The organism is Rhodopseudomonas sp., from assembly GCF_036404135.1.
Taxonomy (GTDB): domain Bacteria; phylum Pseudomonadota; class Alphaproteobacteria; order Rhizobiales; family Xanthobacteraceae; genus Rhodopseudomonas_A.
In genome coordinates, this window is record NZ_DASWPE010000107.1 from 1 (window position 1) to 10,807 (window position 10,807).

The 10,807-nt window shown below is 66.3% G+C and carries 10 protein-coding genes; 4 read left to right on the forward strand and 6 right to left on the reverse strand.

The window, feature by feature from the left end:
* Positions 1–270: 270 nt before the first annotated feature.
* From VGC77_RS13435 to VGC77_RS13455, 5 genes are all read right to left on the reverse strand, one after another.
* Entirely contained in the window at positions 271–3,417 is a 3,147-nt protein-coding gene (locus VGC77_RS13435; RefSeq protein WP_331172068.1) for a multidrug efflux RND transporter permease subunit, read from the reverse strand.
* 1 nt (position 3,418) lies between these two features.
* The gene (locus VGC77_RS13440; protein WP_331172069.1) at positions 3,419–4,618 is read right to left on the reverse strand and encodes an efflux RND transporter periplasmic adaptor subunit; all 1,200 of its coding nucleotides are present in this window, start codon (positions 4,616–4,618) and stop codon (positions 3,419–3,421) included.
* A gap of 245 nt (positions 4,619–4,863) precedes the next feature.
* Positions 4,864–5,601, reverse strand: a complete 738-nt coding sequence (locus VGC77_RS13445) for a Crp/Fnr family transcriptional regulator (protein ID WP_331172070.1) — start codon at positions 5,599–5,601, stop codon at positions 4,864–4,866.
* A gap of 83 nt (positions 5,602–5,684) precedes the next feature.
* Positions 5,685–6,122, reverse strand: a complete 438-nt coding sequence (locus tag VGC77_RS13450) for an FKBP-type peptidyl-prolyl cis-trans isomerase (protein WP_414709660.1) — start codon at positions 6,120–6,122, stop codon at positions 5,685–5,687.
* A 32-nt stretch (positions 6,123–6,154) separates the two neighbouring features.
* The gene (locus tag VGC77_RS13455; protein WP_331172072.1) at positions 6,155–6,457 is read right to left on the reverse strand and encodes a hypothetical protein; all 303 of its coding nucleotides are present in this window, start codon (positions 6,455–6,457) and stop codon (positions 6,155–6,157) included.
* Between the two features lie 30 nt (positions 6,458–6,487).
* On the opposite strand from VGC77_RS13455, the gene VGC77_RS13460 reads away from it, so the two are divergent.
* Positions 6,488–6,832, forward strand: a complete 345-nt coding sequence (locus VGC77_RS13460) for a DUF6481 family protein (protein ID WP_331172073.1) — start codon at positions 6,488–6,490, stop codon at positions 6,830–6,832.
* 83 nt (positions 6,833–6,915) lie between these two features.
* Here VGC77_RS13460 and VGC77_RS13465 read toward each other — a convergent pair whose 3' ends face one another.
* Positions 6,916–7,185 (reverse strand): pentapeptide MXKDX repeat protein, encoded by a 270-nt coding sequence (locus tag VGC77_RS13465; protein ID WP_331172077.1) that lies wholly within the window; start codon positions 7,183–7,185, stop codon positions 6,916–6,918.
* Between the two features lie 305 nt (positions 7,186–7,490).
* Here VGC77_RS13465 and dctP point away from each other — a divergent pair, with 305 nt between their 5' ends.
* The 3 genes from dctP to VGC77_RS13480 are packed head-to-tail and all read left to right on the forward strand — an operon-like array spanning position 7,491 to position 10,425.
* On the forward strand, positions 7,491–8,507 hold the full coding sequence (dctP, locus tag VGC77_RS13470) for a TRAP transporter substrate-binding protein DctP (RefSeq protein ID WP_331172074.1): 1,017 nt from the start codon (positions 7,491–7,493) through the stop codon (positions 8,505–8,507).
* Entirely contained in the window at positions 8,507–9,070 is a 564-nt protein-coding gene (locus VGC77_RS13475) for a TRAP transporter small permease (protein ID WP_331172075.1), read from the forward strand. Before dctP ends, VGC77_RS13475 begins: the two co-directional genes overlap by 1 nt.
* Positions 9,067–10,425 carry a TRAP transporter large permease gene (locus tag VGC77_RS13480; protein WP_331172076.1) on the forward strand — a complete coding sequence of 453 codons (1,359 nt, stop codon included), beginning with the start codon at positions 9,067–9,069 and terminating at the stop codon, positions 10,423–10,425. Before VGC77_RS13475 ends, VGC77_RS13480 begins: the two co-directional genes overlap by 4 nt.
* The last annotated feature ends 382 nt before the right edge of the window (positions 10,426–10,807 follow it).

The following is a 10,807-nucleotide window of genomic DNA, read 5'->3' on the forward strand; positions in this document are numbered from 1 at the left end:
CACCAACCGCTCTCGACCAATCGGCGTCAAACGGGCATTCTTGTGGATGTTCATCCGGTCCTCCTTGGATCCCTGAAGCTTCGCAACCTCAGTCTCCTCGGTCCGGATCGGATGGACAACCTATTGAAAGCTCACAGCTAGAGCTCCGGTTCTGATTCTATCAGAACCGGAATAGCTCTAGTCACTTCGGGGGCCAGGGGTGATGGGTCGCTGCGTGCGCAGGGACGACCCCGGAGAGGCGGCACGCGATCACCGCGAGCCAGGCCCGCCCTACTCCGCGGCCTGCTTCACCGCGCCGCGCTGGTCCGGCGGGGTTTCTGCCTCCTCGCGCTTGCCGCGGCCCCAATGCGCCAGCGCCTCGGACAGCCGGTCGAGATACAGATAGACCACCGGCGTGGTGAACAGCGTCAGCACTTGGCTGACCAACAGCCCGCCGACCATGGCGTAGCCGAGCGGCTGGCGGATTTCCGAGCCGGTGCCGGTACCGAGCATCAACGGCACGCCGCCCAGCATCGCCGCCATCGTCGTCATCATGATCGGGCGAAACCGCAACAGCGCCGCCTTGCGGATCGCCTGTTCCGGCGGCAGGCCCTCGTCGCGCTCCGCGGTGATGGCGAAGTCGACCAGCATGATGCCGTTCTTCTTGACGATGCCGATCAACAGGATGACGCCGATCAGCGCGATCAGGCTGAAATCATAGCCGAACAGCATCAAGGTGGCGAGCGCGCCGACGCCGGCCGAGGGCAGCGTCGACAGGATCGTCAACGGGTGGATGTAGCTCTCGTAGAGAATGCCGAGGATCAGATACACCACCACCAGGGCGGCGATGATCAACAGCGGCACGGTGGACAGCGATTGCTGGAACGCTTGCGCAGTGCCCTGGAAGCTGCCGTTCAGCGTCGGCGGCGCGCCGATCTCGGCCATCGCCTGCTGCACCGCGTCGGTGGCCTGCCCCAGCGCCACGCCCTGCGCCAGGTTGAAGCTGATCGTGGTGGCCGGAAACTGGCCCTGATGGCTGATCGACAGCGGCCGCACCGGCACCGTGGTCCACTTCGCGAACGCCGACAGCGGCACCTGGTCGCCGGTCGAGGGCGATTTCAGATAGAGTGTGTCCAGCGTGTCGACGGCGCCCTGCAGCTCCGGCAGGATTTCCAGGATCACGTGGTAGCTGTTGAGCTGGGTGAAATATTGCGCCACCTGGCGCTGGCCGAACGCGTCATACAGCGTGTCGTCGATCAACTGCGGCTGGATCCCGAACCGCGACGCGGCGTCGCGGTTGATGGTCAGCGTCAGCGTGGTGCCTTCGGTCTGCTGGTCGGTGGCGACGTCGCGCAATTGCGCCAGCGTCTTCATCTTGGTGAGGATCTTCGGTGCCCATTCGTTGAGCTCGCCGAGATTGGCGTCCTGCAAGGTGTATTCGAACTGCGTCCTGGTGGCGCGGCCGCCGAGCCGGACGTCCTGCGCCGCCTGCATGAACAGCCGCGCGCCCTGCACCTTCTCGAGCTGCGGGCGCAGCCGCGCGATGATCTGTTGCGCGTTGGCCTTGCGCTCGCTGCGCGGCTTCAGCGTCACATACATCCGCCCGGTGTTGAGCGCGCCGCCGGAGCCGCCGATCTGCATCGCCACGCTGCCGACGTCGGGATCGGCCTGCACGATCTTGCCGAGTTCCTCCTGATGCCGCTTCATGTCGGCGAAGGAAATGTCCTGCGCGGCTTCCGAGGCCGCGGTGATCAGCCCGGTGTCCTGCTGCGGGAAGAAGCCCTTCGGAATCACCACGAACAGATAGACCGACAGCCCCAGCGTGACGAAGAACACGGTGAGCGTGGTCAGCCGCCAGCGCAGCACCAGATCGAGGCCGCGCTCATAGCCGTGCAGCATCGCCTCGAAGCCGCGCTCGCTGAGCTGGTACAGCCGGCCGTGCCGGGTCTCGCCATGGGCGCGCAGGAACCGCGACGCCATCATCGGGGTCAGCGTCAGCGACACCACCAGCGACACCACGATCGCCATGGTCAAAGTGATGGCGAATTCGCGGAACAGCCGGCCGATGATGCCGCCCATCAGCAACAGCGGGATCAGCACCGCGATCAGCGAGATACTGATCGAAACGATGGTGAAGCCGATTTCGTTGGCGCCCTTGATCGCCGCGTCCCAGGGCTTGTCGCCCTCCTCGATATAGCGGGTGATATTCTCCAGCATGACGATGGCGTCGTCGACCACGAAGCCGACCGAGATGGTCAGCGCCATCAGCGACAGGTTGTCGAGCGTATAGCCGAACACCCACATCAGCGCGCAGGCGCCGAGCAGCGCCAGCGGTACGGTGACGCTGGGGATGATGGTGGCCCAGACGCTGCGCAGGAACAGGAAGATCACCATCACCACCAGCGCGATGGTCAGCAGCAGCGTGAACTGCACGTCCTCGACCGCGGCGCGGATGGTCTGGGTGCGGTCGCTGATCACCGCGACCTTGACGGTCGGCGGGATCGCCGCCACCAGCCGCGGCAGCGCCGCCTTGATCTTGTCGACGGTCTCGATGACGTTGGCGCCCGGCTGCTTGAAGATCACCAGGAACACGCCGCGTGCGCCGTTGGCCCAGGCCGCCTGCTTGGCGTCCTCCGGCCCGGTCACCGCCTGGCCGATGTCGCGCACCCGTAGCGGTCCGCCGTTGCGATAGGCGATGATGACGTCGTTCCAGTCGCGGCTTTCGGGCAATTGGTCGTTGGCATAAATGGTGTAGCTGCGGGTGGTGCCGTCGATATTGCCCTTCGGGCTGTCCACCGTGGTGATCGCGATCTGGGTGCGAACGTCCTCCAGCGACAGCCCCTTGGCCACCAGCTTGGCGGGGTCGATCTGGATCCGGATCGCCGGCTTCTGCTGGCCGCCGATCAGCACCTGGGCGACGCCGGTGATCTGGCTGATCTGCTGCGCCAGTTGGGCGTCGACCGCGTCGCTGACCTGGGTCAGCGGCAGCGTGTCGGAGGTCGCCGACAACAGCATGATCGGGGAATCCGCCGGGTTGACCTTGCGATAGGTCGGCGGGCTCGGCAGGCTCTTCGGCAATTGGCCGCTGGCGGCGTTGATCGCCGCCTGCACGTCGTTGGCGGCGCCGTCGATGGCACGGTTGAGGTCGAACTGGATGGTGATCGCGGAAGAGCCCAGCGAACTGGTCGAGGTCATCTGCGCGACGCCGGGAATCTGCGCCAGCTGCCGCTCCAGCGGCTGCGCCACCGAGGTCGCCATGGTCTCCGGGCTGCCGCCGGGCAGCGTCGCCGAGACCTGGATGGTCGGAAAATCCACCTGCGGCAACGGCGCCACCGGCAGCAGCGGATAGGCCACCAGGCCGACGAACAGGATCCCCGCCATCAGCAGCGAGGTGGCGATCGGAAAACGGATGAACGGAGTGGAGATGCCGCCGCTCATGCTATTTGGTCCCAGACGCGGCGTTCGGCGCTGCAGCATTCGGCGCGGCGGCGTTCGGCGTCGCGGGCGCCGGCGCGGCGCTGGCCACATTGATGGCGACGCGTGAGCCGGCCTGCACCTTGTATTGCCCGGCGACCACCACCCGGTCGCCCGGCGCCAGCCCCTGCTCGACCACCGCGCGGCCGTCGCCGACCTCGCCGATCTTCACCGTGCGCAGCTCGGCCTTGTTGTCCTGATCGACCGCGAAGGCGTAGAGCCCGTCGGCGCCGTGCTTCACCGCGTCTTCCGGCACCACCACGACGTTCTTCAGGGTGTTGACCAGAAGCCGCGTCGACACCGACAGGCCGGGCCACAGCGCGTGGTCCTTGTTGTCGAAGGTGGCCTTGAGCCGCACCGTGCCGCTGGTCGAATCGACCTGATTGTTGACCACCGCCAGGGTGCCCTGCGACAGCTGCTTCTTGCCGTCGGTGCTCATCGCGATCACCTGCAGCGGGCCCAAAGCCAGCGCGTGGTTGATGTCGTTGAGCTGCTCCTCCGGCGCGGTGAAGATCACCGCGATCGGCTCGATCTGCGCGATGGTGACGATGCCGGTCTGGGTCGCCGCATTGACGATGTTGCCCTGGTCGACCTGGCGGAACCCGGTGACGCCGGAGATCGGCGCGGTGACATGGCTGTAATCGAGCTGGGTCTGGGCGTTGGCGATTGCGGCGTCGTCGGCGGCGAGCTGCGCGGTCAATTGCTGCACGGTGGAGCGCTGGGTGTCGGTCTGCTGCCGTGTGGCGAATTCGCCGAGCTTGGTGAAGCGCTGCAGATCGAGATTGGCGTTGGCGAGGCTGGCCTCGTCCTGCGCCTTCTTGGCCTTGGCCTGGTCGAGCGTCGCCTGCAACGGCCGCGGATCGATCTGCGCCAGCAGATCGCCCTTTTGCACCAGTTGGCCTTCCTTGAAGGCGATGCGGTCGATCTGGCCGTCGATCCGGGTCCGCACCACCACGGTGTTGAAGCCCTGCACGGTTCCCAGCCCGCCGAGATAGATCGGAAAATCGGTGCGCTCGACGGCGGCGACCCGCACCGGCACCGCGGCCTCGGCGGGCGCGGTGGCCTGTTGCGTCTTATTCGCCGGCCGCAGCAGGGCGTAGCCCCCCGCCAGGACGAGGATTGCGAGGAGCGCTACCGTCCAACGCAGGGTTCGCGATCTGAGCATTTGCCGGCCACGCTGGTTTTTGACGCGCCAAACGGAATCAAGTCCGGGTCCGCCGGACTGATCCGTCAGCTCGCAGTTAATGGGCTCGCTTCGCGCTGTAAACACACTAACGCTTGAAGCGTTACCACATTGCCAATTATTCACATTGCCAATTATTCATGTTGCGCGGGCGGCAGCGCAAGCGACGGCCAACGACGCCAGCGCATCGATGCGGCGCCGCAGCAGCCGGCGACCCGGACGCTGGCTCAGCCGTCGGCGGACACCGGCCGGGCGTCGAGCCCTTTCGGCTCGCCGAGCAGGCGGTCGTATTCTCCCTTGCTGATCGCATAGCATTCGCAGGAGCAGCGTTCGATGCCCGGGCGATCGAGAATGGTGACGTGGCCGCGGACGTAAGTAATCAGATTGCGCTGCTTCAGTTTCTTCGCCGCCTCGGTGACGCTGGAGCGCCGGGCGCCCAGCATCATCGCAAGAAACTCTTGGGTCAGCAGGAAATCCTCCGCCTGCACCCGGTCGTGGGTCATCAGCAACCAGCGGCAGCAGCGTTGCTCGATCGAATGGAAATGATTGCAGACCGCCGACTGCGCCACCTGGTTGAAGAAGGCGTGGACGTAGTGCAGCATCAAGATGCGGGTGGTGGCGCTCTGCTGCAGCGCCTGGCGCAGGATCTCGGCCTTCATTTGCAGGCCGTGGCCCGGCACCTGGACGTAGACATTGGTGGGCGCGACGGTGTCGCCGAGAATGATCGGCGTGCCGACGATGCCTTCATTGCCGATGGTGCCGATTTCGGCCGACGAGCCGTCGGCCATCGTCGAGACCAGCGAGGCCACGCCGTCGACCGGGAAATACACCTCGTGAATCGGCTCGAACGCCTCGTACAGCGGCATCTTGTAGTCGAGCACGACGCTGTGGAGATGCGGCCGCAACCGATTGAGGTCATCCCGGGGCAGCATCTCCAGCAGCCGGTTTCGCCGCGACTGGATCATCGGGTCCTCCTGGACCGGACCAGCCTAGTCGCGATGGGCGCCGGCAGCAATGCTGCTGCCGGCGCGATGCCGGTTGCGGCCGCTTAGCCCTTCACGCCGAGCAGTTCGACGTCGAACAGCAGCGTGGCGTTCGGCGGGATCACGCCGCCGGCGCCGCGCGCGCCGTAGCCGAGTTGCGGCGGAATGATCAGCGTGCGCTTGCCGCCGACCTGCATGGTGGCGACGCCCTCATCCCAGCCGGCGATCACCCGGCCCTTGCCGATCGGGAACTCGAACGGCTCGTTGCGGTCGACCGAGGAGTCGAATTTCTTGCCCTTGACGCCGTTCTCATAGAGCCAGCCGGTGTAGTGCATGACGCAGATCTGTCCCGGCTTCGGCGTGGCGCCGGTGCCGATTTGGGTGTCTTCGATGGTGAGGCCTGAAGCTGTGGTCATGGTTTTTCCTGCGGTCTGCGCCGTGGCGGGGGAAACCGGCGCCAGCGTGGCGCCGGCGATGAGGGTTGCGACGACGGCAACCGCCATCGCGACGCGGGCTCGGTTGATGGTCGGCATGGTCACTCCTGTCGGAATTGGCGGGTGGCGAACCCGGGTTCCAATTCGGCGGTGGCCGTGGAGAATCCGCCGGCCGCCGCCGACAAAAACCATCGCCGCGCCGCGGTCAACCTGGTTTCGGCGAGATCGCGCGGGCTGATCGCCGCCGCCTGGTAAAAACCCCGAGCGCCGCGAGGTTTTGCCGGCCGCGCCGCGCAAACCGCGAGATAATTGATGCGCTGCCGGCCTCCGGCCTGTAAACCGCTGTCGAGTTCAAGATGGCGCAGCCTCTTTCCGAGCGCGCGCAGACTTTCGGCTCGCCACAACAACCGTACCAAACCAACAAGGGCCGTGACATGAGCGGATTCAAGGAACCAAGCTTCGCCGACCGCCAGAAGGCCGCGCAACAGGCCCGCAAGAGCATCCTGGACAAGTTCAAGGCCCAGCCCGGCCCGGACGATCCGGCGGTGCAGCAGCGCGCCGCCGAGCGCGAGGCGCAGGCCGCAGCGAGGGCCGCCGCCAAGCTCGCGCGCGACGCCGAAAAGGCCGAGAAGAAGCGCCGCGAGGAGGAAGCCGCCGCCGAAGCCGCGGCCTTGGCGTTGCGCGAAAAAGAAGAGGCCATCAAGCGCGAGGAAGCGCTGGAAGCCGAACGCAAGGCGGCGCGCGACGCCCGCTACGCCGCCCGCAAGAAGCGCAAGTAACGCCGAGCGTTCGGCGCGCGGTGCCGCGCCGCGAGGCCCGCGGCCGCCGAATCGGCGCCGCCGCCCCGGGCGCGACCGCAGCGCTATTTCTTCATCGTATCCTTGGCCATGCCATGATTGGCCATGCCGTCGGTGCCGCCATCCTTGGTCATACCGTCCTTGGTCATGCCCCCTTTCGACATCGCGCCCTTGGACGTTGAGGTGTCGGACATCGCGTCTTTCGACATGCTGTCGTGCTTCATGGCGTCGTCTTTGCCCATCTTGTCCTGAGCGAACGCAGCCGGGGCCAGTGCCAGGCTGAACGAAGCCGCAGCGGCGAACACGGCGGCGGCGAAACGGCGATTGATCGTCATGCTGTGATCCTGTGTCATGGGGCGACGGGCGACGAATGTCGCCGTCGCCATCAGGGACGGCTGAGAGCGCGGATTGTTACCTGCCGCAAGCGAATATTCTTCGCCGTCGCGATCGATGCTCGCCGACCCCGCGGGGCGGCGCATTGCGGCCGATCGGGCGATTCAGCGCACCGTGCCCGATAGCTGTGCGGCGCAGCATGCGAAGTCCGTGCGGGCCACTATCCTCCACGAGATTTTGCGGGCAGACTTCCCGAAACACCGCGGCAGGCTCGATCCGGCACGCGGTCAAAACAAGGGAGGTTGTCATGATCACGCGCCGCCACGTCCTTGCGTCCGCGCTCGCAGCGCCGGCGATCCTGCGCTTCGGCCCGGCGCACGCCGCGACCACCTTGAAAATCTCCCACCAGTTTCCCGGCGGCACGCTCGACAAGGGCGATTTCCGCGACCGGCTGACCCGCAAATTCGCCGCCGAAATCGCCGCGCGCAGCGGCGGCGAACTCTTGGGCGAGGTCTATCCGAACTCCTCGCTGCTCAAGACCACCGCGCAATTCTCAGCGCTGCGCAAGGGCGCGCTCGATCTCAGCCTGTATCCGATGCCCTATGCCGGCGGCGAACTGCCGGAGACCAATATCGGGCTGATGCCGGGGCTGGTGTCGACCTACGACCAGGGGCTGCGCTGGAAGACCGCGCCGGTCGGCAAGGCGCTGAGCGATTTCCTCGCCGACAAGGGCATCTTGCTGATCAGCTGGGTGTGGCAGGCCGGCGGCGTCGCCAGCCGCACCCGTCCGCTGGTGGCGCCGGAAGACGCCCGTGGCCTCAAGGTGCGCGGCGGCTCGCGCGAAATGGACATGGTGCTGCAGACCGCCGGCGCCGCGGTGCTGTCGATCCCGTCCAACGAAATCTACGCCGCGATGCAGACCGGCGCCTGCGATGCCGGCATCACCTCCTCCACCAGCCTGATCTCGTTCCGGCTCGAGGAGGTCGCCAAGCATCTCACCTCCGGCGCCGGCGCCTCCTACTGGTTCATGCTGGAGCCCTTGATGATGTCGAAGGCGATATTCGACAAGCTGCCGAAGAACCAGCAGGACATCATCCTCGCCGTCGGCAGCGAACTCGAAGCGTTCGGCCGCAACGGCGCGCAGGACGACGATATCGAGGTCGCCAAGGTCTATGAGAAGGCCGGCGCCAAGGTGGCGCCGCTCGACGCCGCCATCGTCGGCAAATGGCGCGACATCGCCCGCGACACCGCCTGGAAGGACTACGCGGCGAAGACCGCGACCTCGGCCAATCTGTTGAAACTCGCCAGCGACGTCGCCGCGTGATGCACGCGCCGTGGCCGGATGGTCCTCATCATCCGCAGCAGCATCCGCCAGCCCTGCCCCAACGCGGCCTGATCGCGGCGCTGACCCGCGCGCTGGCGCTGTGCAACGCCGCGATCGTGGTGCTGGCCGCGATCGCGCTGATCGCCGCCTGCGGCATTCTCAGCTTCAGCGTGCTGAGCCGCAGCCTGTGGCACAGCGCCACCTATTGGCAGGACGAGGCCGCGGTGTTCCTCTTGGTCGGCGCCACCTTCCTCACCGCGGCCTATGTGCAGCAGCAGCGCGGCCATATCGGCATCGAGGCCTTGGTCGGGCTGCTGCCGCCCGGCGTCGACCGCATCCGGCGCCGGCTGGTCGATCTTGCGAGCCTCGCCTTCTGCGGCTTCTTCGCCTGGAAATCCTGGACGCTGACCCATGAGGCCTATGTCGACGGCCAGGTCTCCAATTCGATGTGGTCGCCGCCCTTGGCGATCCCCTACGCGCTGATGGCGGCCGGCATGACGCTGCTCTGCCTGCAACTGGTCGTGCAGCTTTTGGCGCCTGGGTTACGAAAGCCGCAGCGATGAGCGTGCTCGGCATCGGCGTCAGTTACGGCGTGGCGACGCTGCTGGCGATGTTCTCCGGCATGCCGATCGCGTTCGCGCTCGGCGCCGTCGCGGTTCTGTTTATGGCGATCTACATGCCGGCGGCCTCGCTCGATACCGTGACGCAAAACGTCTATGAGGAGATGGCGTCGATCACGCTGTTGTCGATCCCGCTGTTCATCCTCAAGGGCGCGGCGATCGGCAAGTCGCGCGCCGGGCAAGACCTCTATTCGGCGCTGCATGCCTGGCTCAACCGGGTGCCGGGCGGGCTCGGCGTCGCCAATGTATTCGCCTGCGCGCTGTTTGCGGCGATGGCCGGCTCCTCGCCCGCGACCTGTTCGGCGATCGGCTCGGCCGGGATTCCGGAAATGCGCAAGCGCGGCTATTCCGGCGGGTTTGCCGCCGGCATCATCGCCGCCGGCGGCACGCTTGGCATCCTGCTGCCGCCGTCGATCACCATGATCCTGTTTGCGGTGGCCGCGGAAAAATCGCTCGGCCGGCTGTTCCTGGCCGGCATCGGCCCCGGCCTGTTACTTGTGCTGCTGTTCGGCAGCTATGCGGTGTTTCGCTTCCGCAAGGAATATGCCGCGGCGAGCCGGCTTTACGCCGCAACCGGCGTCGAGGCGCCGATTCTGGCGCGCGACAAATTCACCATGGCGCAGCGCTTCAACGCGCTGCCGCGGGTGGCGCCGTTCGTGATCCTTCTGACCGGGGTGATGATCGCGCTGTATGGCGGCTACGCCACGCCGTCGGAAACCGCAGGCCTCGGCGGCCTGTTGGCGCTGGCGCTGATCGCGCTGATTTACGGGGTGTGGCGGCCGACGGACCTCGCGCCGATCCTGCAGGCGACGATCCGCGAATCCACCATGCTGATGATGATCATCGGGATGTCGCTGCTTTACTCCTACGTGATGAGCTATCTGCACATCTCGCAGTCGGTCGCCGAATCCATCGTGGCGATGCAATTGCCGCGTTGGGAGCTGCTGGCGGCGATTCTGCTGATGGTGGTGGTGCTCGGCTTCTTCCTGCCGCCGGTGTCGATCATCCTGATGACCGCGCCGATCATCTTGCCGCCGCTGCGCGCCGCCGGCTTCGACATCATCTGGTTCGGCATCGTGATGACCATCGTGATGGAGATGGGGCTGATCCATCCGCCGGTCGGGCTGAACATTTTCGTCATCCGCAACGTCGCGCCCGACATCCCGCTCGGCGAGGTGATCTGGGGCACGCTGCCGTTCGTGCTGTTGATGATGTTTGCCGTGGTGCTGTTGTGCGTCGTGCCGCAGATCGCCACCGGCTTTCCCGACCTGGTGATGGGGCCAGAAAGCGTGCGGTGATAAGCCTCGAGCTACTGTCATGGCCTCACCACACCTCCGCCGTCATCCTGAGGAGCCCGGCGAAGCGCAGCGTAGCCGGGCGTCTCGAAGGATGGGCCGCGAGCATCGGAGCCGCATCCTTCGAGGCTCGCCGGACGTGATCGCATCCGGCAACGCTGCCGCCGCGACCGGCTCGCACCTCAGGATGACGGCGCCCGTGTTGCGGCGGCGCGGAGCGCTTCGACGCGCAGCGACCAACGCGCTAGCTGTGAGCTTTCAATAGGTTGTCCATCCGATCCGGACCGAGGAGACTGAGGTTGCGAAGCTTCAGGGATCCAAGGAGGACCGGATGAACATCCACAAGAATGCCCGTTTGACGCCGATTGGTCGAGAGCGGTTGGTG

Bases quoted from the DNA above. Each gene is read 5' to 3' on its own strand.
- VGC77_RS13435 (WP_331172068.1), bottom strand. From the start codon at position 3,417: ATGAGCGGCGGCATCTCCACTCCGTTCATCCGTTTTCCGATCGCCACC.
- VGC77_RS13440 (WP_331172069.1), bottom strand. From the start codon at position 4,618: ATGCTCAGATCGCGAACCCTGCGTTGGACGGTAGCGCTCCTCGCAATC.
- VGC77_RS13445 (WP_331172070.1), bottom strand. From the start codon at position 5,601: ATGATCCAGTCGCGGCGAAACCGGCTGCTGGAGATGCTGCCCCGGGAT.
- VGC77_RS13450 (WP_414709660.1), bottom strand. From the start codon at position 6,122: ATGGCGGTTGCCGTCGTCGCAACCCTCATCGCCGGCGCCACGCTGGCG.
- VGC77_RS13460 (WP_331172073.1), top strand. From the start codon at position 6,488: ATGAGCGGATTCAAGGAACCAAGCTTCGCCGACCGCCAGAAGGCCGCG.
- VGC77_RS13465 (WP_331172077.1), bottom strand. From the start codon at position 7,185: ATGACGATCAATCGCCGTTTCGCCGCCGCCGTGTTCGCCGCTGCGGCT.
- dctP (WP_331172074.1), top strand. From the start codon at position 7,491: ATGATCACGCGCCGCCACGTCCTTGCGTCCGCGCTCGCAGCGCCGGCG.
- VGC77_RS13475 (WP_331172075.1), top strand. From the start codon at position 8,507: ATGCACGCGCCGTGGCCGGATGGTCCTCATCATCCGCAGCAGCATCCG.
- VGC77_RS13480 (WP_331172076.1), top strand. From the start codon at position 9,067: ATGAGCGTGCTCGGCATCGGCGTCAGTTACGGCGTGGCGACGCTGCTG.